Source organism: Asticcacaulis sp. (assembly GCF_051954415.1).
Taxonomy (GTDB): domain Bacteria; phylum Pseudomonadota; class Alphaproteobacteria; order Caulobacterales; family Caulobacteraceae; genus Asticcacaulis.
Map to the genome: position 1 here is coordinate 109,646 of NZ_JBQCHT010000006.1, position 23,821 is coordinate 133,466.

17 protein-coding genes are annotated in these 23,821 nt (G+C 61.8%); 7 read left to right on the forward strand and 10 right to left on the reverse strand.

Translation table 11 applies throughout. The annotated features are described in order from the left end of the window. On the forward strand, window positions 1–4,311 hold the full coding sequence (locus ACTHND_RS01815; RefSeq protein WP_440175566.1) for a translocation/assembly module TamB domain-containing protein: 4,311 nt from the start codon (window positions 1–3) through the stop codon (window positions 4,309–4,311). A gap of 227 nt (window positions 4,312–4,538) precedes the next feature. Here the strand turns inward: ACTHND_RS01815 and ACTHND_RS01820 are convergent, their stop codons facing one another. From ACTHND_RS01820 to ACTHND_RS01840, 5 genes are all read right to left on the reverse strand, one after another. Beyond that, window positions 4,539–5,405: an alpha/beta fold hydrolase gene (locus ACTHND_RS01820; RefSeq protein WP_440175567.1), complete on the reverse strand. Its 867-nt coding sequence runs from the start codon at window positions 5,403–5,405 to the stop codon at window positions 4,539–4,541. Window positions 5,406–5,414: 9 nt separating this feature from the next. Next, window positions 5,415–6,692, reverse strand: coding sequence for a DUF3443 domain-containing protein (locus ACTHND_RS01825; RefSeq protein WP_440175568.1), 1,278 nt, complete (start codon window positions 6,690–6,692; stop codon window positions 5,415–5,417). Continuing rightward, the gene (locus tag ACTHND_RS01830) at window positions 6,689–7,138 is read right to left on the reverse strand and encodes a DUF2844 domain-containing protein (RefSeq protein WP_440175570.1); all 450 of its coding nucleotides are present in this window, start codon (window positions 7,136–7,138) and stop codon (window positions 6,689–6,691) included. The genes ACTHND_RS01825 and ACTHND_RS01830 overlap by 4 nt, the downstream gene beginning before the upstream one ends. Window positions 7,139–7,254: 116 nt before the next feature. Further along, a complete protein-coding gene (gene hutC / locus ACTHND_RS01835) occupies window positions 7,255–7,962 on the reverse strand; it encodes a histidine utilization repressor (RefSeq protein ID WP_440175571.1) in 708 nt (235 codons plus the stop codon). Next, window positions 7,959–9,242 carry a formimidoylglutamate deiminase gene (locus ACTHND_RS01840; protein ID WP_440175572.1) on the reverse strand — a complete coding sequence of 428 codons (1,284 nt, stop codon included), beginning with the start codon at window positions 9,240–9,242 and terminating at the stop codon, window positions 7,959–7,961. The genes hutC and ACTHND_RS01840 overlap by 4 nt, the downstream gene beginning before the upstream one ends. 69 nt (window positions 9,243–9,311) lie before the next feature. Between ACTHND_RS01840 and hutI the strand changes: the two genes are divergently transcribed. The 4 genes from hutI (at window position 9,312) to ACTHND_RS01860 (ending at window position 14,405) form a co-directional block, all read left to right on the forward strand. Then, complete coding sequence (gene hutI, locus ACTHND_RS01845; RefSeq protein ID WP_440175574.1) at window positions 9,312–10,490, forward strand: imidazolonepropionase; 1,179 nt, start codon at window positions 9,312–9,314, stop codon at window positions 10,488–10,490. Then, entirely contained in the window at window positions 10,487–12,019 is a 1,533-nt protein-coding gene (hutH, locus tag ACTHND_RS01850; RefSeq protein ID WP_440175575.1) for a histidine ammonia-lyase, read from the forward strand. The genes hutI and hutH overlap by 4 nt, the downstream gene beginning before the upstream one ends. A gap of 186 nt (window positions 12,020–12,205) precedes the next feature. Next, window positions 12,206–13,858 carry a urocanate hydratase gene (gene hutU / locus ACTHND_RS01855; RefSeq protein ID WP_440175576.1) on the forward strand — a complete coding sequence of 551 codons (1,653 nt, stop codon included), beginning with the start codon at window positions 12,206–12,208 and terminating at the stop codon, window positions 13,856–13,858. Between the two features lie 13 nt (window positions 13,859–13,871). Continuing rightward, window positions 13,872–14,405, forward strand: coding sequence for a HutD/Ves family protein (locus ACTHND_RS01860; protein WP_440175577.1), 534 nt, complete (start codon window positions 13,872–13,874; stop codon window positions 14,403–14,405). Here ACTHND_RS01860 and ACTHND_RS01865 read toward each other — a convergent pair. Continuing rightward, entirely contained in the window at window positions 14,402–15,544 is a 1,143-nt protein-coding gene (locus ACTHND_RS01865; RefSeq protein ID WP_440175578.1) for an acetyl-CoA C-acyltransferase, read from the reverse strand. The genes ACTHND_RS01860 and ACTHND_RS01865 overlap by 4 nt on opposite strands. Window positions 15,545–15,603: 59 nt before the next feature. Next, window positions 15,604–17,715 (reverse strand): outer membrane protein assembly factor BamB family protein, encoded by a 2,112-nt coding sequence (locus ACTHND_RS01870; RefSeq protein WP_440175579.1) that lies wholly within the window; start codon window positions 17,713–17,715, stop codon window positions 15,604–15,606. Window positions 17,716–17,869: 154 nt separating this feature from the next. Here ACTHND_RS01870 and ACTHND_RS01875 point away from each other — a divergent pair, with 154 nt between their 5' ends. Together ACTHND_RS01875 and ACTHND_RS01880 are read left to right on the forward strand one after the other, a co-directional pair. Then, window positions 17,870–18,760, forward strand: a complete 891-nt coding sequence (locus ACTHND_RS01875; RefSeq protein ID WP_440175580.1) for an MBL fold metallo-hydrolase — start codon at window positions 17,870–17,872, stop codon at window positions 18,758–18,760. A 92-nt stretch (window positions 18,761–18,852) separates the two neighbouring features. Further along, window positions 18,853–20,349, forward strand: coding sequence for a catalase (locus ACTHND_RS01880; RefSeq protein WP_440175581.1), 1,497 nt, complete (start codon window positions 18,853–18,855; stop codon window positions 20,347–20,349). A 56-nt stretch (window positions 20,350–20,405) separates the two neighbouring features. On the opposite strand, the gene ACTHND_RS01885 is transcribed toward ACTHND_RS01880, so the two are convergent. The 3 genes from ACTHND_RS01885 to ACTHND_RS01895 all read right to left on the reverse strand — a co-directional run bounded on the left by ACTHND_RS01885 (window position 20,406) and on the right by ACTHND_RS01895 (window position 23,649). Next, window positions 20,406–20,657, reverse strand: a complete 252-nt coding sequence (locus tag ACTHND_RS01885) for a hypothetical protein (protein WP_440175582.1) — start codon at window positions 20,655–20,657, stop codon at window positions 20,406–20,408. A 290-nt stretch (window positions 20,658–20,947) separates the two neighbouring features. Next, entirely contained in the window at window positions 20,948–22,081 is a 1,134-nt protein-coding gene (locus ACTHND_RS01890; protein WP_440175583.1) for an endo-1,4-beta-xylanase, read from the reverse strand. An 11-nt stretch (window positions 22,082–22,092) separates the two neighbouring features. Next, on the reverse strand, window positions 22,093–23,649 hold the full coding sequence (locus tag ACTHND_RS01895) for a glycoside hydrolase family 43 protein (RefSeq protein ID WP_440175584.1): 1,557 nt from the start codon (window positions 23,647–23,649) through the stop codon (window positions 22,093–22,095). Window positions 23,650–23,821: the final 172 nt, after the last annotated feature.

Sequence of the window (23,821 nt, forward strand, 5' to 3'; positions counted from 1 at the left end):
ATGGCGCGCAAACCGAGACAGCCAAAGCCGCCAGTAGAGCCCCAGGAAACGTCCGAGGCCCTGCCGCAACCCACACCCCATAATGACGATCTCCATCTGAACGACCGCGTGGAAGTCGCCGCCGAAGAGGTGGTCGAGACCGTCAAGGCCCGCACGGGTTTTGACCTGAAGCGAATAAACTGGTGGAAGGTATCGCGTAATATCGCGCTTTTCTTTGTCGGACTGGCTGTATTGCTGGTGGCGGCGCTTGCCGCGCTCAATACCCCGCCGGGCCGCCGCCTGCTGGTCGAATTCGCTACCGGCATCAAGCTCAATTCCGGGCTACAGATCGAGATCGGCGAGATCGACGGCTCGCTCTATGGCGAAATGACCCTGCACGATGTCAAGGTGAAAGACCTGAAAGGCGTCTTCATTCAAAGCCCGGTCATTCACCTCGACTGGCGGCCGTTCGGCTATCTCGGCAAGCATGTCGATATCCGTGATTTCTCGACGCCGAAGATCGAGGTTCTGCGCCAGCCGGTGCTTAATCCCGGCGAAACACCGAAAGACAACGGCCCGCTGCTGCCGGACCTCAATATCGATGTCAACCGCCTGAAGGTCGATGCCCTGGTGCTCAATGCGCCGGTATTGGGTGAAGCGCATACCCTAGCGCTGAATGGCCAGGCGCACCTGCGTCACAAACGCCTCAAGATCGACGCCGCCGCGATCAGCGAAAAAGGCGACCACGCCAAGGTATTGATCGACGCCGCGCCGGATAAGAACCAGCTCGATATCCGCGCCGATCTCGATGCCCCGGCTGATGGCGTGGCGGCCAAGTTGTTGGGCTTTGAGAAAGCCTTCACCGCCAAGGTCGGCGGCAAGGGCACTTGGAAACAGTGGAATGGCCGTGCTGTGGCCGATTTTGGGCCGGACAACCTGCTGAACCTCAATGTGACGTCGCAAAGCGGCACCTTCCATGTCACCGGCGCCACCCATCCGGACCTGATCCTGGCCGGTGATACGGCGGTGCTCTTCAAACCGGCGGTGATGATCGACCTGACCGCGAAGATGAAGGACCGGGTTTTTGACAACGTACTGGCCCTCTATACCGATGCCGTGCGCATCGACGCCAAGGGCACGGTCGATCTCGGCCACAACCATTTCCGCAAGCTGGAGGTTCATGCCCGCCTGCTCAAGCCCGATGTGCTCGGCAAGGATTTCACCGCCTCGGACCTGCACGCCGATCTGATCGTCGATGGCGATTTCGATAAGCCGCGCATCGATTATGATCTGGCCGCCAAACGCTTCGGTCTGGTGGGCATAAGGCTCGACGGCTTTACCGCAAAAGGCAAAAGCCGGATCACCGATGACGGCATGATCGTGCCCATCAATGCGCAACTGACCTCCCTGACCGGCATCGCCACCCAGGTCGATCCGCTGCTGACGCACCTGAAGCTCGATGGCGAGGTACGCCTCAATGATGGCAAGCTGACCAGCAACACGATCCGCGTCTCCTCCGATCGCGTCAAGGCGACGGGCACCCTGACCGGCAACCTGAAAGACAATTTGTTCCTGGCGAAGGCCAAGGCCAGCCTCAATAACTATGCGGTTGAAGGCGTTGGCACCGTCAATGTCTCGACCATCGCCGATGTTAAACTGAACAAGGGCCGTGTCAGCGTCGCCGGCACCGCCAATGCCCAGAGCACCAAACTGGAAGACGGCCTGAAGAGCTTCCTCGGCGGCAATGCCAAACTGAGCGGCGCCTATGCCTACAGCGAACAGGGCGTGGTGAGCTTACGCAATCTCAGCGGCAAGGCGCCCGATTTCACCCTGATCAGCGCCAGCGGTTCGCTGACCCCAGATGGCGCCATTTCGCTGAACGCCAAGGCCAGTTCAACCCAATATGGCCCGCTGGATGCCGTGGCATCGGGTACGCTTGATCACCCCAATGCCATCATCCACGCCGCCAATCCCGACCTGGGCGTAAGGATGGTGGACGTCACCGCCAAACTCTCCAGCACGCCGCAGGGTTTTGCCCTGCTGGCCGATGGCGGCAGCGCTTACGGTCCGTTCAACGCCGACGCCCTGATCATCACCGACGGTAAGCCCCTGCGCATTGATGTCCACAAGGCGACCTTCGCGGGTGTCGACGCCGCAGGCTCGCTGACCCAATCAGAGGCCGGTCCTTTTACCGGCACTCTGGCCATCAGCGGTTCCGGCCTCAAAGGCACGGCCCTGCTGTCAGCGCAAAATGGCGATCAGGCCGTGGCGGTTAATGCCACCGGCAATGCCGTCACCGTACCCGGCGACGTGAAAATCTATGTCGGCCGCACGATCCTCACCGCCAATATCGTGCTGCATGACCAGATGCAGTTGAACGCCGATGTCCAGATGGCCGACATGCGCTACCAGGATTTCGTGCTGGCCACCGGCCGCGCTAAAATCGCTATGACCGGCGAGCATGGCACCATTCAGGCCGTCGCCACCGGCAAAAAAGATGTGCCGTTCAATCTCGCCGTTAATGGCACGATCGCGCCGGATACCTATACATTGGCGGCACAGGGCTCGGCCAATGATATACCCTTCAGGCTCAACCATCCGGCGGTCATTCGCAAAAGCGGCGCCGACTGGGTGTTGCAGCCGGTCAAGATTGTTATGGCGCAAGGTGATATCGATCTGTCCGGTCGTTTCGGTGAAAATATCAAGGCCCAGGCCCGCCTCAACAACCTCGATCTCAGCCTGGCCAATATGGTGCAAAAGGATTTGGGCCTCACCGGCACGGCCGAAGGCGCCATCGATTTCTCCCAGGCCGGCAACGGTTTCCCGACCGCTCGCGCCAACCTCAAGATCAGCCACTTCTCGCGCGCCAGCGCCGCCGTGGTCTCCACGCCGGTCGATATCGCACTCGACGCCCAGCTTAATCCCGACCGCAGCCCGGCCAATAACTATGTCCATGCCATCATCCGGCAAGGGGGATCGGTGGTCGGTCGCGCGCAACTGGCCCTGACACCGGCAAATGGTGGCGACTGGATCGCCGATATCAACAGTGGCGGGGTGAGCGGTGGTGTGCGTTATAACGGGCCGGCAGGTATGCCGTTCTCGCTGGCCGGCCTGCCGCGCCAGCAGCTTTCCGGCGCCGTGGCCCTGGCGGCCGATATCTCCGGCCAGCTCAACGCGCCGCGCCTCAACGGTGTGGTCAAGGCCACCAGCCTGACCTATGACAATGAAAGCATCGGCACGCGCATCACCAATATCGCGCTCGATGGCCGCTTCACCAGCGACCGCCTGGAACTGACGAGCTTCACCGGTCGCGCCGGCGAAGGCACGGTGACCGGCAACGGCTGGGTCAGCCTGGCCGCCGCGCAGAAATTCCCCATGCTGATCCATGTCGAGATGAACAATGCCCGCCTGGCACGCAGCGATGCCATCAACTCCACCGTTTCCGGCACGATCGATATCACCAACAGCGAGGCCGATGGCGGGCTAATCAAGGGCGATCTGCGCCTGCCCCTGCTCAGATATGTCATCGTCAAGCAGGCCGCCGCCGAGGTGGCCGTGCTCGATGGCGTGCGCCGCAAGGGCGAGGATGCGATCACCCAATCGGCCATCGCCCTGCCGGCCTTCTGGCGGCTCGATATCCGCGCCCGCGCCGATAATCAGATCTTCGTCTCCGGCATGGGTCTGGAATCGGAATGGTCGGCCCGGCTGCGCGTCACCGGCACCACCAAAGACCCGCGCATTGTCGGCGACATGAAGGTGGTGCGCGGCAACTATACCTTCGCCGGCCGCTCCTTCGATATCGATACCGGCACCATCACCTTCGATGGCGGCCCGGTCACCGATCCGGAAATCAACCTGACCGCCAGCGCCGATGTCCAGGATGTCACCGGCATCATCAAGGTCACCGGCTCGGCCCAGCGGCCGTCCATCGCCTTCTCCTCCACCCCGGCCCTGCCTCAGGATGAAATCCTGTCACGGATGCTGTTCGGTGAAAGCGTCGCCAATATCTCCCCCACCGAAGCCCTGCAACTGGCCTCGGCGGTCAATGGGCTGAACGGCGGCACCGACTATCTCAATCCGCTGGGCGCCCTGCGTTCGGCCACCGGCATCGACCGCCTGCGCGTGATCGGCGCCGATACCACCACCGGCCGCGGCACCTCAGTGGCGGCGGGCAAGTACCTGACCAACAATGTCTATGTCGAGATCGTCACCGACGCCAAGGGCTTCACCGCTACCCAGCTTGAGATCGCCCTGTCACGGAGCCTGAGCATTCTTTCCACCACCGGCAATGCCGGCACAGGCGCGAGCGTGCGTTATTCAAAAGACTATTAAGTCACTTTCTCCTCCCCTGCGCAGCGGGGGGAGGTGTCGCGGCGTAGTCCGCGACGGAGGGGGCATTCCAGCGTTGACAGGCCCCCTCCGTCAGCGACATCGGCTCTACGAGCCTGCGCTGACACCTCCCCCGTACGCTTCGCTACAGGGGAGGAGAAATAATTTATACCTCCCCGCTTGTCGGGGAGGGGGACCGCGCCTCTCTTGAGGCGTGGTGGTGGGGTTTCTTACTTTTCCAACTCAGCCAAATCCGCCAGAAACGCATCGATCGCCGACACCGCTTTCGGCTCATCCAGCATGGGCGCATGACCACGATTGGCCACCGTCACGGCACGCATCCCCGGATGGGTTTCCAGCATCCGGCCAAAGGTTGCTTCCGATAACAGATCAGACAGACCACCGCGCACACCCAGCACCGGTATCTCCTTCAGCGCCTCCCAGATGCCCCACATATCCGGCGGTGCCACAACAGGGCCATCCGGATCAAAGGCGCCGGAAATGCCCGGATCGTAAGAAGACACCGGAACGCCATCCCGTTCATGATAGGTACGGCGCGCAAAAGCCAGCCAGTCGTCATCGCTATAGTCAGGAAAAGCGACATCATTGGTCTGTTTCGCCCGCGCCGCGGCATCGGCCCAGGAGCGGATCGGCGGCGACTTACCGACATAAGACTTGATACGCTCAAGCCCGGCCACATTGATCTCCGGCCCAACATCGTTGATCACCATGCCGATGACCGCCTGCGGGGCGATCATGCCCATGATCATCGCCATAATGCCGCCCATGGAGGTGCCGACCAGGGCGGCGCGGCCGATGCCAAGATCCCCCATCAGCTTGAACATATCCTGCACATAGAGCGCCGGCGTATAGTTGGCCGGTTCTTCGTCCCAGCCCGACTTGCCGCGCCCGCGCTGATCAACCGCGATAACGCGATAGCGTTCGGCAAGGCGCGGCGCGATGACTTCGAAATCGGCCGAATTGCGTGACAGCCCGTGCATACAGATAACCGGCATACCCTGACCACCATAATCCCTGGCATAGAGTTTCACACGCAGGTCATGGCTGTCGTAATAGACATCGGAAAAGGCGCTCACAGATACCCCTTAAAACGCGACATAAGGCCCGACTGTACCGCCGGCATTGCGCCCGGCGATGGCCGTATAGACCTTGCGCCCGTAAAAGAACGGCAGGCCGAAATCGAAACTGTTGCTGTAGGGCTGGAGATTGTCGAACCCGTTCGGATCGCCGCCCAGGCCCGGCAGCACATAGTTCGGCCCCTGGACCAGTTGATCGGTATTGTCGATGGTGAAATTGACCACCTTGCTGGCGCCGTTACTGCCCGTCAAACTGGCGCTCAGATCAAGCGACGAGGTCGGACAATAGAAGCCCGCCAGGTCGCCGGTGCAGCCGGTAATGGCGCTGTCGCTGAAACCATAGAAATTGGTGCCACTGTCGATAAAGCTCTGGGTCAGGCTGACGCCCTTGTAGGTCGCAGTGATCAGGCCGTAATTGTTAGCGGTCAGTATGGTCTGGCCGCCAAGCTGGTTATTGGTCTGGGTGCCGATGCCGAAATAAAGCGTGCCGGTCAGGCCGACCACCCCAGGATGCGCCGCGGCCGGCAGGTCGATCACCGTGCCGTTATTATTGACGGCCATCCGCGCCACCGGATTGGGCACCTGAGACGAGGTGGCCAGTATCGTGCCCGTGCAGGTGGCCGAGGCACAAGTGTAATAATAGCCGTTGTTCGGCGTGCCGGCGCAATAGCTGCCGCAGTCGCTGACCCCCATGCCGATGCCGATAATGCCATTGGCGCCGAAATCGGCAATGGTGTCATGACTCGTGCCGCCGCCTGAGGAACAGTCCGTCGGCACATTGGCGTAATCGCCGGTATCACCGATGACCAGCATCGGCATGTTGCTCACCGCTTCCCCGCCAATGGTGAAATCCGCCGTCCGCACCGAACCGAAGACGTAGCCATCGACATACTGGTAGCATTCGCCGACGCCCTTGCCACCGGTCATGGTGTGCGGCAGGGCGGCTCGCATGGCCGTGCTCAAGGCTTCGTTTTCGATGCGCAGGCCGACCGAGCCGGTGTCCATGATGATATGATCGATGGTTTGGCAGGTGGCTGTGCCGGGCGCGCAGATCTTCACCGTCACGAAGCCGATATTGACATTGCCGGCCACGCCGGTCGGGCCTGGATCAACCGAGATGGTGGTGAAATTGGCCAGTGCCGCGGTGCTGGAAGACGAAGACGACGAGGACGACGAACTGCTCGAACTGCTGAACCCGCCGCCGCTTGACGAACCACCGCCGCCCCCTCCGCCACCGCAGGCGGCGAGCAGGAGCAGAAAACCGACCAGGAAGATATGCGGCTTCATTGGGCGCCTCCCTGCAGGGTCTGGACCGGGAAATCGCCGGGCGCGGTCTGCGGCAGATAGGCAAAGCCCCAGAAGGCGCCGCTGTGGCCGCCGGTGCGCACCACGAAATCGCCATGTGTCGAGGCCAGGGCCCGGCGCATTCGGATGCGCGGATTGGGTTTGTTATCCGCCTGGAAGCGGCTGAAATAACTGTCGCCGAAAAGCTGTCTGAGGTTCGGGCGCTGCGGTCCCTGCCAGCTTACCGCGAAAACCGTGCCGTCCGGTCGGATGAATTCGCGCGCCGTCGTGCCGCTGTCCAGGGTCATTTCATGCACGCTGTAGGTCGCACGATCGAGCCGCAAGGCGATGCGGGCATTCAGTCGCGCGCGATCGGTATCGATGCTGGCCGCCTTACCGCCCAGCGTGGCCTGTGCCGGTGAGGTCAGGCCCGCAAGGACCAGACACATGGCACCCAAAATCCAAGATCGCATCACCAGACTCCACTTCGGCTTGGCCGAGACTATTCAATATGCCGGTTAATGCAATATGACCTGCCATCCGAATGGATCAAACTTATGGCATATCACCCCTGATCGAAACGGGCGACCAGGCGGTAGGCGCCGCCATCGAACACCTGTCTGACCGTGGTGATGCGTTCCGTTCCCCGCCAGGTCTTGCGCTCGACCACCAGGCAGGCCGCGCCTTCGTCCAGCCGCAGATGAGCGGCGGTCTGCCCCTCCGCAGCTTGAGCGCTGATCTGGCTCTCCACATGCGTCCAGGGCACGACGCCAAGCAGCCAGTGACCGGGTGACTGGCGGGTGAAATCAACGCCTTCGGCCTGTGGCACCGCTTCGAGATTGATCAGCCGGCGCTCATAGGCCAGCGGCTTGGCGGAGGCAAGGTGCAGCCCGGTCAGTACCAGGACCGCGCCGTCTCCGGCCAGTTCCCGCTCCTCGTCGCTGCTGGCCTTATGAAGGGCATAGGACAGCAGCTCAAACCGGTAGGCTTCCCCGCGCGCCGTGATTTCATGCTGGATATCGGGAATATCAAGCACGGTCGAATCCAGCCGCGGCAGGCGCACGAATGTCCCGGCGCGCTTACGGCGTTCGATTAAGCCCGCCTCGTCCAGCGGCGTCAGGGCCTTGTTGACCGTCATGCGCGAGACGCCGTACTGCGCCATCAGTTCATGCTCGAACGGGATGCGGTCGCCGGGCTTCAGTGCGCCGGAGCGGATCTGCTGCTCGATATCGTCACGGATTTGCTGGTGCTTTGTCTTGCTTTGGGGCGTCATGCCGTCAGCCTTTGCATCAGCCGGCGATAATCGGCAAGCAAGACGTCGCGTTTGATATGGCGGCCGCCCTCGACCTGCTTGCGGCCAAAGCGCCAGACGCAATCGATCGGTGACCGCGCCGAGGCAAATATGAAGGTATCGAGATCGCAATCGAGACTCACCAGATCAGCGGCTTGGCCGACAGCCAGGCCGGATTGCACGCCTAGCGCCTGAGCGCCATCAAGCGCACGAACGTAGAGGTTATCCAACACATTGCGTTCGCGGTGGATCAGGCGCTGGCCGTATTCCAGCAGGCGCAGCTCTTCGGCGACGCTGATCAGCACATTGGAATCCGAGCCGACGCCGAAGCGCCCGCCCTGTTTCAGAAAATCACGCGCCGGGAAAACGCCATCGCCGAGATTGGCCTCGGTGATCGGGCACAGGCCGGCGATGGCGCCCGATCGGGCCAGCCGCGTGGTCTCCGTCTCCGTCATGTGGGTGGCGTGGACCAGGCACCATTGCGTATCGACCGGCGCATGATCGAACAACCATTCGACCGGCCTCTGACCGGTATGAGCGAGGCAATCCTCGACCTCCTTCACCTGCTCAGCGATATGAATATGGATAGGCGCGCCCTGCGCCATCGGGATCAGGGCCGTCAGTTCTTCCGGCGTGACGGCGCGCAGGGAATGCGGCGCGATGCCGACCACGGCATCATCCAGCCGGGCGGCATGGGCGCGACTGGCCTCAAGCAGCCGCTGGAAGCCCTCAAGATCATGGATAAAGCGCGCCTGTCCGAGCGTCGGTGGCAATCCGCCAAAACCGGAATGCGCATAAAAGACCGGCAACAGGGTCAGGCCGATGCCGATGGCCTCGGCCGCCGCCACGATCCGCCCGGCCATTTCCGCCGAGTCGGCGAAAGCGCGGCCATCAAAATCATGATGCAGGTAGTGGAACTCGCCGACCCGCGTAAAGCCAGCCTCCAGCATCTCCATATAGGCCATGGCGGCAATGGTTTGCAGTTCCTCCGGCCCGATCCGCGCCTGGAATTTGTACATCTGCTCGCGCCACGACCAGAAGCTGTCTTGCGCGGAAGTGCGCCGCTCGGTCAGGCCGGCGATGACGCGCTGGAAGGCATGGCTGTGCAGGTTGGGCATACCCGGCACACCAATCGCGTGGCGCTCTCCCTGAGGCGCCGCATCGGTTTCAATGCTGGCAATCCGGCCATTTTCGATGGCCAGCAACACATTGGACTGCCAGCCGGACTTGAGCAGCGCTTTTTCAAACCAAAGTGATGACATGTGCCTTGCGCTCAATATGTCTATACATTATGAATTATGTATAGACATATTAGGCGAGTCTGAAAAGCCATGCAATGCGATACGGTCTGGACAAATTGCCGCCTGCTGATGCGCGCCGGTGAGCCGCTGATCGACAACGGCATGATCGCGGCGAAGGACGGCCGCATCGTTTATGCCGGCCCTCCGGCGAATTTCGACATCCCGACCATCGATCTCGGCGGCCGGCTGGTGACGCCCGGCCTGATCGACTGCCACACCCATCTGGTCTTCGCCGGCAATCGCGCCCATGAGTTCAAGCTGCGACTCGATGGCGCGACCTATGAAGAGATCGCCCGCGCCGGCGGCGGCATCCTCTCAACCGTCACCGCCACCCGCGCCGCCTCCGAAGAGGAACTGGTCACTGCCGCCCTGCCCCGGCTGGATGCCCTTATTGCTTCGGGCGTCAGCACTATCGAGATCAAGTCCGGCTACGGGCTGACGCTCGAAGACGAGCTGAAAATGCTGCGCGCCGCAAAAGCGCTAGAGCGCCTGCGCCCGGTGCGCGTCATGACCACCCTGCTCGGCGCCCACGCCCTGCCGCCGGAATTCAGAGACCGTCCGGACGCCTATATCGATGCCGTCTGCTACGAAATGATTCCCGCCGCCGTCGGTCTCGCTTCAGCGGTCGATGTTTTTTGCGAAGGCATCGGCTTTTCCCCGGCCCAGACCGAACGCGTTTTCCAGGCGGCACAGGCGCACGGTTTGCGCGTCAAGCTCCACGCTGAACAGCTCTCCAACCTGCACGGCGCGGCCCTTGCGGCGCGCTACGGCGCCCTCTCCGCCGACCATCTTGAACATCTCGATGCCGACGGCATCGCCGCCATGCGCGATGCCGGCACGGTCGCTACCCTCCTGCCCGGCGCGTTTTACTTCATTCGCGAAACGGTCAAGCCACCGATCGAGGCTTTGCGTGCGGAAGGCGTGCCCATGGCCATCGCCACCGATTGCAATCCCGGCACCTCGCCCCTGACCTCGATCCTGATGGCGATGAACATGGCCGCCACCTGCTTCCGCCTGACGGTCGATGAATGCCTGGCCGGCGTCACCACAAATGCCGCCAGGGCGCTCGGCCACGACGATATTGGTGCGCTGGAAGCCGGCAAGTGGTGCGATTTCGCCGTTTGGGACGTCACTGATCCAGCCGACCTCGTCTATTTCATGGGCGCCTCGCCCCTCCATTCCCGCGTTTTCCAAGGCTTACCCGCATGATCCTCACCCCCGGCTCCATCACGCTCGCACAGTGGCGCGCCATCTATCGCGGCGAGGTGTTTGCGCTCGATCCCGCCTGCCTGCCCCAGGTGGAGATAAGCGCCGCCGCCGTCACCCGCATTCTGGCCAGGGGCGAGCCGGTCTATGGCATTAATACCGGCTTCGGGAAACTGGCCTCGACGCGTATCGAGGACGCCGATCTGAAAACGCTCCAGCGTAATATCATCCTCTCCCATGCTGCCGGTGTCGGGGCGCCGTCGCCGAAACCCGTCGTGCGGCTGATGCTGGCGCTGAAACTGGCCTCGCTGGCGCAGGGCGCTTCCGGTATTCGCATCGAAACGCTCGACCTGATGCAGGCCATGCTCGATCACGACCTGATGCCGGTCATTCCCTGTCAGGGGTCGGTCGGGGCGTCCGGCGATCTCGCCCCCCTGTCGCATATGGCCGCCGCCATGCTGGGCGTTGGCGAAATCGAAGTTGGCGGTGTGCGCAAACCCGCCATGCAGGCGCTTAATGATGCCGGACTGAAACCGCTCGATCCCGGCCCCAAGGAGGGCCTGGCACTGCTCAACGGCACGCAGTTCTCCACCGCCAATGCCCTGGCTGGCCTGTTCGAGGCCGAGGTGTTGATGCAAACGGCGCTGATCACCGGCGCCCTTTCCACCGAAGCCGCCAAAGGCTCCGACGCACCGTTCGATCCGCGCATCCATACCCTGCGCCGCCACAAGGGCCAGATCGATGCCGCCCACACCCTGCGCGAGCTGATGAGCGGGTCAGCCATCCGCGCCTCGCACCTGAAAGGCGACGCGCGCGTTCAGGATCCCTATTGCCTGCGCTGCCAGCCGCAGGTGATGGGCGCCGCGCTCGATGTCCTGCGCCAGGCGGCCGTCACGCTGGAAACCGAAGCCAATGGCGTCACCGACAATCCGCTGATTTTTACTGATCGCGACGGCACGGCGGATGAAGCTTTATCGGGCGGCAATTTCCACGCCGAACCGGTGGCCTTCGCCGCCGACATGATCGCCCTGGCCATCTGCGAGATCGGCTCGATCGCCGAGCGCCGCATCGCCATGCTGGTCGATCCGGCGCTGTCCGGCCTGCCGGCCTTCCTGACACCGAAGCCTGGGCTCAATTCCGGCTTCATGATCCCGCAGGTGACCGCCGCTGCGCTGATTTCCGAAAACAAGCAACGCGCCTATCCGGCCAGCGTCGATTCCATCCCGACCTCGGCCAACCAGGAAGATCACGTTTCGATGGCTGCTCATGGCGCGCGCCGGCTGCTGGAGATGGCCGAAAACGCCTTCGCAGTGATCGGCATCGAACTGCTCGCCGCCGCGCAAGGCTGCGATTTCCATGCGCCGCTGACCTCATCCGAAGCTCTGGAACGCGTCCGCGCTCTCACCCGTTCGGCCGTGCCCGCGCTCGATCACGACCGCCACTTCCATCCGGATATGGCCGCCGCCATCGATCTCGTCCGTTCCGGCGCCGTTATCAAAACCGCCGGTATCGCATTGCCGACAGTAGAATAAGTCAGACTCCCCACCACCACGCGGGCAAGCCCGCGCGGTCCCCCTCCCCGACAAGTCGGGGAGGTATGAATTGAAGGCAGGCTCCCTTTGTACCTCCCCAGCTTTGCTGGGGAGGGGGACCGCACGAAGCCGAAGGCTGAGATGTGGTGGTGGGGAATCTTTCTTCTTTAATAAGAAGGAACAACTATGACCCGTCTCGATAATTCCCGCGTGATCAAGCCCGCCACTGGCACCACACTCTCCGCCAAATCCTGGCTGACCGAAGCCCCCTTGCGCATGTTGATGAACAACCTGCATCCCGATGTTGCCGAGCGCCCGGAAGAACTGGTGGTCTACGGCGGCATCGGTCGGGCAGCGCGCGACTGGGAAAGCTATGACCGCATCGTCGAAACCCTGAAGCGCCTCGAAAGCGATCAAACACTGCTGATCCAGTCGGGCAAACCGGTCGGCGTTTTCCAGACCCACGAAAACGCCCCGCGCGTCCTGCTGGCCAATTCCAACCTGGTGCCACACTGGGCCAACTGGGAACATTTCCACGAACTCGACCGCAAGGGCCTGATGATGTACGGCCAGATGACCGCCGGCTCGTGGATCTATATCGGCACGCAAGGCATCGTTCAGGGCACTTACGAGACCTTCGTCGAGATGGGGCGCCAGCACTATAATGGCGACCTGAAAGGCAAATGGTTGCTGACCGCGGGCCTCGGCGGCATGGGTGGCGCGCAGCCACTGGCGGCGGTGATGGCCGGCGCCTCGTGCCTGGCTATCGAATGCCAGGCCTCGCGTATCGATATGCGCCTGCGCACCCGCTACCTCGATTACCGCGCCGACACGATCGACGAAGCGCTGGAGATGATCAAAAACGCCACCAAGCCCATTTCGATCGGACTGCTTGGCAATGCGGCCGATATCCTGCCGGAGTTGTACCGCCGCGGCGTCCGCCCGGACCTGCTGACCGACCAGACCTCGGCCCACGATCCGGTCAATGGCTACCTGCCCTCCGGCTGGACCGTGGAACAGTGGCTGGACAGGCGCGAACGCGATCCGCAAGCGGTGGCCAAGGCCGCCAAGGCCTCGATGGCGCAGCACGTCCAGGCCATGCTCGATTTCCAGAAAGCCGGTGTCCCCACGGTCGATTACGGCAACAATATCCGCCAGGTCGCCTTTGACGAGGGTGTAAAAAATGCCTTCGATTTCCCAGGCTTCGTGCCGGCCTATATCCGCCCGCTGTTCTGCCGCGGCATCGGTCCGTTCCGCTGGGTGGCGCTTTCCGGTGATCCAGAGGATATCTATAAGACCGACGCCAAGGTCAAGGAACTGATCCCCGACAATCCGCATCTGCATAACTGGCTCGATATGGCGCGCGAACGCATCGCTTTCCAGGGCCTGCCGGCGCGTATCTGCTGGGTCGGTCTGGGCGACCGCCATCGCCTTGGCCTCGCCTTCAACGAAATGGTGCGTAATGGCGAACTGAAGGCGCCGGTGGTCATCGGCCGCGACCACCTCGATTCAGGCTCCGTTGCCTCGCCCAACCGCGAGACCGAGGCGATGAAGGACGGCTCCGACGCCGTGTCCGACTGGCCGATGCTCAATGCGTTGCTGAATACGGCTTCGGGCGCCACCTGGGTATCATTGCACCACGGCGGCGGGGTCGGCATGGGCTATTCGCAGCACTCCGGCATGGTCATCGTCTGCGATGGCACGGAAGACGCCGACAAGCGGCTGGCGCGTGTGCTGTGGAACGATCCGGCCACCGGCGTGATGCGTCATGCCGACGCTGGTTACGAAATCGCTATTGATTGCGCACGCGAAAAGGGCTTAGACCTCCCCAGCCTTTAAGTGAGCCTGTCCTGTGATTATCCATCTGCCTGCCCTGCAACGCATCCCCCAGCCCTGGAAAAATGGCGGCGGCGTCACGCGCGAGATCGCCGTCTTTCCGGACGGCGCGGGTATGGATGACTTCCAGTGGCGGATCAGCATGGCCGAGGTCACCGAATCTGGCCCCTTCTCCCGCTTTGACAGCATCGACCGCCATCTGACCGTGCTCAGCGGCCGCCTGCAGATCGATCTACCCGACCGGCGCCAAGTCCTCAATCCGGGCGACAGCCTGGCCTTCGAGGGTGATATCCCGGTCCACGCCACGCCGCTCCTTCCGGTGATCGATCTCAATGTGATGACCCGCCGCGGTCAGGCACACGCCGAGGTCAGGCATATCGCGTCCGGCGTCATCCTGCCCTCAGACCTGGTGTTCCTGGTCGCCACGAAGCCGATGATCGTCACCGCCAATGGTCAGCGCTATGCCTTACAGCCTTATGATGCGCTGAGATTTGAAGGTCTGGAAGGCGAGCCTATATCGTCCGGTGACGGCTATCTGATAGCGTTTTAGGTCAAGTCAATCGCAATCGCAGTAGCCTCGCCGCCACCAATGCAGACGGCAGCCACACCACGCTTCAATCCACGCTGTTTCAGGGCATTGATCAGTGTGACAATGATCCGCGCACCCGATGCGCCGATAGGATGGCCCAGCGCACAGGCGCCGCCATTAACATTCAGCTTGTCATGCGGAATACCCAGATCGTGCATGGCGATCAGCGCCACCACCGCAAAGGCTTCATTGACCTCGAACAAATCGACCTCTTCGATGGTCCAGCCAACCTTGTCCAGCAGCTTATGGATGGCCCCAACCGGCGCGCGGCTGAACCATTTCGTTTCCTCGGCATGGCTGGCATGGCCAATAATGCGTGCCATCGGCGTCAGCCCCCTGGCCTCCGCCACCGACGCGCTGGCCAGCAACAGGGCCGCCGCTCCATCGGAAATCGAACTCGAATTGGCCGCCGTTACCGTGCCGTCCTTTGTAAAGGCGGGTTTGAGATTCGGGATTTTCTCCGGCCGCGCCTTGGCCGGCTGCTCATCGGTCATGATCAGCCCGGCCCTGGTTTCCACCGGCGTAATCTCGGCGCTGAAATTTGCTTTCAGGGCGCGATCCAGCGAGGCCAGGGCGTAGTCGTCCTGCATCTGGCGGGTGAACTGGTAGTGCGTGGCCGCCTCGTCGGCAAAACTGCCCATCAGGCGGCCCTTGTCATAGGCGTCTTCCAGCCCATCCAGGAACATATGGTCCTTGACCTCGCCGTGCCCCATACGCATCCCCGATCGCGCTTTCGGCAGCAGGTACGGCGCATTGCTCATGCTCTCCATGCCGCCAGCCACAACCGTCTCCGCCGAGCCCGCCGCAATGGCATCACACGCCAGCATCACCGCCTTCATGCCCGAACCGCACATCTTGTTGACCGTGGTGGCCGGCACGCTGACCGGCAATCCCGCGCCCAGCGCGGCCTGTCGCGCCGGCGCCTGTCCCTGCCCCGCCGGCAGGACGCAGCCCATGATCACTTCATCGGGCACCTGCCCGTTCAGCACGGCACGAATGGCTGTTGCGCCCAGTTCCGGCGCGGTGACGGCAACGAAATCCCCCTGGAAGCCGCCCATGGGTGTCCGCGCGGCGCCGGCGATGATAATCGGATCTGGCATAATAGTTTCCTCTTATTTTCAGAAAAGATTACACCCGAAACTATCTAACGCAAGCCCGCTTACGGTAATGTGTAGGCCACGATCGATCCGCCGGGCTTGTCCTTGGCGTTCTTGCCGCCACCGGCGCCGATGACGACGTACTGCCTGCCCTTGACACTGTAGGTGGCGGGGGTTGCCGCGCCGGCCGCCGGCAGGGTGGTCTGCCACAACAGCTTGCCGGTCTTTTTGTTAAAGGCGCGGAACTGGTTGTCATAGACCGTGGCGGCGATGAACAGCAGCCCGCCCTTGGTCACCACGGCCCCGCCGTAGTTTTCGCTACCGGTCGATGGATCATGCAGTTCAGGGTATTCGCCCAGCGGAATCTGCCAGAGATATTGCCCCGTATTGACATCGAGCGCCGATAGAACGCCCCAGGGCGGCGCAATGGCCGGATAGCCCTCCGGATCGAGGAATTTCGCATAGCCATCAAAGACATAGGCATCATTGTCCGTAGACGGATAATCCGGTGCAGGCTTGGCCTGCTGCGCCGGATCGCCCGACAGATAGCCGACAATCGCCTTGATATCCTCTGGCGAATACTGCCCGCCGAAACCCGGCATCCGGCCGCCGCCATTGGCGATCTGCCGCGCCATCTGCTCCCCGCTCAGCCGATGATCGACACCGACCAGTGACGGGAATTCCGGCGGCGAACCCTTGCGATCGACGCCATGACAGGCAGCGCAGGTGTTCTGATAAAGCGCATAGCCGCTGCGGCCACCAATCATCGGCGGCTGTTTTTTCACCTTCAGTATCCACGCCATCTCGTTTGAATTGATATAGAGGATACCGCTGGTCGGATCGTAGGAGGCGCCGCCCCATTCCGCGCCGCCATCCATGCCCGGCAGGAGGACCGTGCCACCCAGAGACGGTGGATCGAACGGCCCGCGCGAACGCAGGGTAGCAAATGTCTTCGCCACCGCCGCATGGGCCTCCGGCGTGCGATTGGTCAGATTGTCGGCCGTCAGTTGCTGGCGATTATAGGGCAGCGGCTTGAGCGGCATGACCTGGGTGGGCGATGTCACTTCACCGGGTATATCCGAGGCCGGCGGATGGACCTCCTGCACCGGATAGAGCGGCTTTCCGGTCTTACGGTCGAGGATAAAGACCAGTCCGGCCTTGGTGGTCTGCGCCACCGCCGGCACACCATTAACGGTAATCAGGGTCGGCGGGGTCGGCGGATCGCGGTCCCAGATATCATGCTTGACCAGTTGAAAGTGCCAGACGCGCTTGCCGGTATTGGCGTCGAGCGCCACTAGAGACGTGCCGAAGAGATTGTCGCCCTCGCGGTCACCGCCATAGAAATCCTTGCTACCCATGCCGGCCGAGCCGAGCGGCGCGAACACCAGCCCGCTTTCCGGATCGAGCGTCAGGCCCGACCAGGCATTGGCACCCATCGCCGTCTTCCAGGCGTCCTTGGGCCATGTATCGTAACCGACCTCGCCCGGCTGCGGGATGGTGTGGAATATCCATTTCATCGCGCCGGTCCGCACGTCATAGGCGCGGATATGACCGGGCGTATTGCCGGTCGAGCCCATGATGATCAGGTTCTTGTAAACCACGCCGGGCGACACATTGCTGACCGACACCGACACCGGATCACGGCCCAATCCCGCCTTCAGGTTGACCTCGCCATTATGGCCGAAGCTGTCGATCAGGTGGCCGGTTTTGGCATCGACCGCCAGCAGGTGATTGCGGAAGGTGAAGAGGATGCGCTCGTCTCGACCGTCGCTCCAGTAAGACACGCCGCGCAGCCGCTGCCTGGTGTTGACCGCATCGCCAAAAGCCGGATCGAAGACCCAGATTTGCGTTCCCCTGGCGGCATCGAGGCAGAACAGCCGGCCCTTCGGCGACACGAAATAAAGCCGCCCGCGGATGATCATCGGATTGCCTTCCATATCCGACGGGTTGTCGCCCTCACCGAAGGCATCGCCGGAATCGAAGGTCCAGGCGACCTTCAGGGTTCTGACATTACCGGTATTGATCTGATCGAGCGTCGAATAGTGCGTACCGTTCGGATTACCATGATACCAAGGCCAGTCCGCCCCAGACTGAGAAGACGAGGCATCTATCGGCTTTTGCCCGCACCCTGCCAGCAAAAGCGCGCAGACCGCCATGGCCCCCAAATATTTCATGATCTGTCCCTGTTATCGCGCGCCGGTCGGCCATTTTTCAACCAGCGTAATCGATTACAAGGCGGAGCGGAAGCGGCAAGTTTTCCGCATTGCTTTTTAGCGTGAGAGGTGGAAATTGTGCGCAGCCGAATACCTCACATTTTCAGGACTCATCATGCGCACCGTCAAAATCGCTCTCACCGCCCTTGCCCTGATCCTGCCCGCCTGCGCCCAGGCTGGTCCCAAGCCGGATGATGCCCAGGTCATGCCGGAAGCTCATGCCTTCCATATTGGCGCATACCCGGCCTGGAGCCTGCGCGACCTCGTCAATGTCGTGCCCAACGATAACAGCGTCATCGGCCAGGGCCAGACGCCCGAAGAGGTGGCCGCCGTGCTGAAAGCCGCGGGCCAGCCGACCGATCATATCACCCTGTCGATCGATGCCCTGCTGGTGAAGGCCGGCGATCATCTGGTGCTGATCGATACCGGCATGGGGCCGAAGGCGCACGGCTTCCTCATGGAAAGCCTGGCCAAGGCCGGCGTGACACCGGACCAGGTCACCGACGTGCTGATCACCCACAGCCACCCAGACCATATCGGTGGCCTCTTGACTGCTGAGGGCAAGCCCGCCTTTCCGAAAGCTGTGGTGCGCCTGACCGATGCCGAGTGGACCGCCGTGAAAGCCAATCCGCAACAGGCCGCGTTCGTGACCGTCATAACGCCGCAAATCCAGACCTTTGCCGGCGGCGCTGAAGTCCTGCCGGGCATCACCTCGGTCGTGCTGAAGGGCCATACCCCAGGCCATACCGGCTACGAGATCGCCTCCGGTGATGCGAAACTGCTTGATATCGGCGACATGGCGCACAGCGTCGTGGTCTCCCTGGCCAAGCCGGAATGGGCCATGGGCTACGATGCCGACAAGCCCGCCGGCGAAGCCACCCGCCGCGAGGAACTAACCGTGCTGGCCAAAAGCGGCGAAACCATCTTCGCCCCGCATTTCCCCTTCCCCGGCACGGGTCAGATTGTCGCCAGAGATGATGGCTTCGCCCTGAAACCAACCGAATAAAATTACCTTATCCAAAAATCAAAAATTACTGATTTTATTTGTTCCGACGCGCGGCGCACACTGATGGCACCATAGCCAAAGGAGATGCCCGCGTGTCAGACCAAGCCCCCAAATGCCCGTTTCACCAGACGACCACGGCAGGCGCGCCGGTCGTCGATAACCAGAACAGCCTGACCGCCGGGCCGCGCGGTCCGGTTCTGTTGCAGGATTACCAGCTCATCGAAAAGCTGGCCCACCAGAACCGCGAGCGCATCCCCGAGCGCGTCGTCCATGCCAAGGGCTGGGGCGCGCACGGCACCTTCACGGTGACGCACGACATCACGCAATATACCCGCGCGGCCATATTCGCCGAGGTCGGCAAGCAGACACCCCTGATCACCCGTTTCTCAACCGTGGCCGGCGAACTGGGCGCTGCTGATGCCGAGCGCGACGTGCGCGGCTTCTCGGTGAAATTTTACACCGAAGAAGGCAACTGGGATCTGGTCGGCAACAATACGCCGGTCTTCTTCATCCGCGATCCGTACAAATTCCCGGACTTCATCCACACCCAGAAGCGCCACCCGAAGACGCACCTGCGTTCGGCGACCGCCATGTGGGATTACTGGTCGCTGAGCCCGGAATCCCTGCATCAGGTCACCATCCTGATGTCTGACCGCGGCATCCCCGTTTCGCCCATGCACATGAACGGCTATGGCTCACACACCTATTCGTTCATCAATGCGACCAATGAACGCTTCTGGGTCAAGTTCCACTTCAAGCCCCACAAGGGCAAGGTCAACCTGACCAATGAAGAGGCGGCGAAGCTGATCGGCGAGACGCGCGAGAGCTACCAGGAAGCCCTGTTCGGCGCCATCGAGGCCGGCGATTTCCCGCGCTGGGATCTGTTCGTGCAGGTCATGCCGGAACTGGAAGCCGAGACTACGCCCTATAATCCGTTCGACCTGACCAAGGTGTGGCCGCACGGCGATTACCCGCTGATCCCGGTTGGCGTCATGGAACTGAACCGCAATCCGGACAACTATTTCAACGAGGTCGAGCAGGCCGCCTATTCACCGTCGAACATCGTGCCAGGGATCGGTTTCTCGCCGGACAAGGTGCTTCAGGCACGCATCTTCTCCTATGCCGATGCGCATCGCTACCGCTTAGGGACGCATTACGAGGCCCTGCCGGTCAATGCGCCGAAATGCCCGGTCAGTACCTATCACGCCGATGGCCAGATGCGCTTCTTCGCGCAGTTCGGCGGCAATCCGGATGCCTATTACGAGCCGAACAGCTTCAATGGCCCAAAGCAGGCGCCGGAATACCGCGAACCGCCACTGAAGATTTCGGGGGATGCTGACCGCTATAATCACCGCGACGGCAATGACGACTACAGCCAGCCGCGCGCCCTGTGGGGCCTGTTCTCGGACGGCGAAAAGCAGCGCACCTGCGCAAGCATTGCCGGTTCGATGAAGGGCGTGCCGCAGTTCATCATCGAACGCGCTCTAACGCACTTCGACCGGATCGATCCGGCCTATGGGGCGGGCATCCGCAAGGCCCTGGGCCACGGTGGCGATACCGAGGTCCAGGCCACGCGCAGTCTCGACTGATCAAAAGAAGCGCCGCTGTCTCTTATGAGGCGGCGGCGTTTTTCATATCACATTTTTTAGGCGTAGTGACGGTAGGGCAGTTCGCTGCGGGCGTGGGGCGTCTTCGCCTTCACAGCCTGTTCGACCACGGGCCGGACATCGGGATGGATGGACTGCTGGTGGATCTCGTAATCAGTATCCATGAACCAGGCGTTCTCCAGCGCCTCATCGAGCACCAGCGACCACACATTACGCGGCAGGCCGAGACGATCGATCAGGCTCTGTGAAATGTCGGCTTTTTCAAACATCAGATCTGCATTCAGGGACATGGGTTTCATCCATATGTGACGGTGGCAGCAGGTTCAGTACCGGCACTATGGCGTTAACCTTTGGTTATGGCGACTCAATTCAGCGCCAGAAAACACCTTAAGAAAATGCGTTTCCCAGCCATCCTCCGCCTACGGAGCAATGCCATTTCTCGCCACTCAAAGGATGAACCCCATCTCATTGAATCCGCACCCCGTTTCCGCCACTTCCAGGCAAGCCCATGCGTGTCACAATCCAAAACCGTTTCGACACGTTGCTGACATCATATGTTCACAAATTGTGACAGCCCGGATCAGGCCCGCATGGGCGCGGCTTTGAAGGCCGCAGCCATGGCCGCATACAGGGGTTTCGGTCGGAACTGGTCGTCATAGGGCGTGGGGCGCAGGGGCAATTTGTCGGTGCGCGGCGTGGTCGATTGCAGCCAGCTATATTTATCGTCAAGGCCCCAACACAGGAAATCCTTTACCGCCGTATTATCCAGCGTCAGGTCGATATAGGTTTTGGCCACCTCCGCCACCACGGCATCGCGGCGGGCGATATCTTCGTCCACCTTGCGGTCATTGACGTCAAACTCCGTCACCAGAAGCGTGTAATCGAGCGCGGCGGCGTCTTTAAGGAACCGCGTCCATTCGGCATATTGCGGCGTGGTGTCGTCGGTCGTCATCTGCCCGACCACGCGTTGGCCAAAAGAACTTTGATCCGTGCCGATATGGCCCTGGATACCCAACGCATCGACCGGTAGTTTTTCTTCGCGGAACCAGCGCAGCAGATCGAACGCCGCCTTGCGGTGCAGGGCGTCCTTCGACCGCCAGCTCATATAGTCGTTATAGACAAGCTGCATCTTCGGCAGGTGTTCACGCGCCGCCTCGAAGCAGATACGCAGGGCGTCGCGGCCCAGGATGCGCGTGAAGACATTGGCGCGGACCTCACCGGTCTTTTCATCTATGGCCTCGTTGATGACGTCCCAGGAGGTCAGGCGGTCGCCGAAATGTTCGGTCACCCGGCCGATATAGTCGCGCAGCAGGGTTTCGGCGGCGACCTTCGGTTTCGGGCCGAAATCGTGGTTCAGCAGCCATTTCGGCAGGAATTCGTCCTTGGCCCAGAAAAGCGTATGGCCGCGCAGGGGCATATGATTGGCTTCGGCGAAGGCCAGCACCTCGTCGCCCGGCGTAAAGTCGTAGACGTCCTCCGGCGTGTTGTGGATGGTGTACATCTTCAGTTCGTTGCGCGGCACCAGGATGCGGCAGTCGCGCCTGAGGATTTGCGCCACCTGCGGATCGGTCAGGCCGCCGGTCTTCACACCCGTGGCGCTGCCGAAACGGATCCCTTTCGCCGCCGCCAATTCACCGAGCGACGGCGTAGATTGCGCAAATGCAGGCACGGCCCCAAGCGCCGCGCCGCCAGCCAGAAACAGACGACGATCCATTAGGCAATCCATTATTTGGCCTCATGCGTGACGTGAACCCAGTCGATATCGACCGCGCCATTCGCGCCGTTTTTATTGAAGGTGAAAAGCGCCGGACGGCTGCCTTTCCACCACGAAAATTGCGATAGCGGCAATGACTCGCCAAATGGAATGAAGGTCTTACCATCGAGGCTGTAAGCAAAACGGCCGGTCTGATCCGGCAGGGCCTCGGCGCGCAGTTGCACCGTCTGACCGGTGATCTCCGGTCCCGGCGTCTCGACCCCCGCCGAGGCGTACACGATCCGCGACACGCCCTTCTCGCGCACCACGCCGATCCATACCGGTTTGACGCCGAACAGGCTGACCCCGGCGCGCTGGCCATCAGTCATATGCGAAATATCCAGCCGCACGATCGTTTGCATGGCCGGGCCTTGCAGGATCTGCGTCAGGGTATTGTGCGCGGTCGTCAGGCTTTGCGCTTCTCCGGCCTTGAGTCGCAGCCAGCCGGGCCGCTCCGTCAGGCTCCACTTCGCAGTGTCGGGATTGTGGTTCCACGCCCATTGCAAACCAAGCTGCGCCGCCCCGAATTCATCACTGTCCTGCAAACGATAATCCGAATGCGTGCCTGTATCCGGCATGGCGTGGCGCGATACAGGCTTGCCGTCATCGCCCATCACCGGCCAGTCATCGACCCATTTGACCGGCTGGAGATGATCGATACGGCCAAAGGCGCCTTCCGAGTTGAAATGCACGAACCAGCCCTGGCCGGACGGCGTCTCGACATAGCCGCCCTGGTGCGGTCCCTTGATATCGGCCGTCGGCAGCAATACATCGCGCCATTCATAAGGACCGTAGATATTCTTCGCGCGGCCAACCGCCTGCGGCCCGGTCCCCACCCCGCCGATCGGGGCGAAGATATAGTACCAGCCATTGCGCTTGTAGAGTTTTGGTCCTTCCAGCACCGGCAGGCGATCCTTGTCCTCAGCCACCACCACGCCATCATCAAGCACCTGCGTGCCATCCCGACTCATGCGGTGCAGGATCAGCGGTCCCGCCCCCTTTTTACCGTGGATCAGATAAGCGTTACCATCGTCGTCCCAGAAGGGACACGGGTCTTCCAGTCCGGCTTGAGCAATCACCTGAACCGGCTTCGACCACGGCCCGGCGGGATCCTTTGCCGTGATCATGAAGATGCCTTCATCCGGCGTCGGGAAATAGATGTAGAACAGGCCATTGTGAAAGCGGATCGACGGCGCCCAGATGCCGCTGGCGTACTTTGTGCCGGTCACCGGCTTGGATTTGGTATCATCCAGTTCAAAGGGGCCGGGCATATCGTATTCCGGCGCGAAGGTCAGTTTCGGCACCGCATTGGCGATGATCTTCCAGTGCACCAGGTCTTCCGATTTCAGCACTGGCAGCCCCGGCGAAAAATGGAAGCTCGACGCCACCAGGTAATAGCTCTTGCCGACGCGGATGACATCCGGATCGGAATAGTCGGCATAGAGGATCGGGTTACTGTAGGTCTCAGGCTTCGGCGCGGCAGTGGCACAGACGGGTAAAGTCAACAGCGCGATTATCAAGGCCACCATGCTTATTATCCCCCTCTCCCCGTTTACGGGGAGAGGGTGGCCCTCGCGCTTGGCGAGGGCCGGGTGAGGGGCAAGCATCTCGCGATCCGAATCCCCGGCGGCAGATAATGCTCGTTTTTGCCCCTCACCCGCCTCGCCGCTTCGCGGCTCGGCACCCTCTCCCACAAGGGGA

Coding starts and splice junctions, on each gene's coding strand:
- hutH (WP_440175575.1), top strand. CDS start 10,487: ATGATCCTCACCCCCGGCTCCATCACGCTCGCACAGTGGCGCGCCATC.
- hutI (WP_440175574.1), top strand. CDS start 9,312: ATGCAATGCGATACGGTCTGGACAAATTGCCGCCTGCTGATGCGCGCC.
- ACTHND_RS01885 (WP_440175582.1), bottom strand. CDS start 20,657: ATGTCCCTGAATGCAGATCTGATGTTTGAAAAAGCCGACATTTCACAG.
- ACTHND_RS01875 (WP_440175580.1), top strand. CDS start 17,870: ATGCGCACCGTCAAAATCGCTCTCACCGCCCTTGCCCTGATCCTGCCC.
- ACTHND_RS01865 (WP_440175578.1), bottom strand. CDS start 15,544: ATGCCAGATCCGATTATCATCGCCGGCGCCGCGCGGACACCCATGGGC.
- ACTHND_RS01815 (WP_440175566.1), top strand. CDS start 1: ATGGCGCGCAAACCGAGACAGCCAAAGCCGCCAGTAGAGCCCCAGGAA.
- hutC (WP_440175571.1), bottom strand. CDS start 7,962: ATGACGCCCCAAAGCAAGACAAAGCACCAGCAAATCCGTGACGATATC.
- ACTHND_RS01870 (WP_440175579.1), bottom strand. CDS start 17,715: ATGAAATATTTGGGGGCCATGGCGGTCTGCGCGCTTTTGCTGGCAGGG.
- ACTHND_RS01895 (WP_440175584.1), bottom strand. CDS start 23,649: ATGGTGGCCTTGATAATCGCGCTGTTGACTTTACCCGTCTGTGCCACT.
- ACTHND_RS01830 (WP_440175570.1), bottom strand. CDS start 7,138: ATGTGTCTGGTCCTTGCGGGCCTGACCTCACCGGCACAGGCCACGCTG.
- ACTHND_RS01890 (WP_440175583.1), bottom strand. CDS start 22,081: ATGGATCGTCGTCTGTTTCTGGCTGGCGGCGCGGCGCTTGGGGCCGTG.
- ACTHND_RS01825 (WP_440175568.1), bottom strand. CDS start 6,692: ATGAAGCCGCATATCTTCCTGGTCGGTTTTCTGCTCCTGCTCGCCGCC.
- hutU (WP_440175576.1), top strand. CDS start 12,206: ATGACCCGTCTCGATAATTCCCGCGTGATCAAGCCCGCCACTGGCACC.
- ACTHND_RS01840 (WP_440175572.1), bottom strand. CDS start 9,242: ATGTCATCACTTTGGTTTGAAAAAGCGCTGCTCAAGTCCGGCTGGCAG.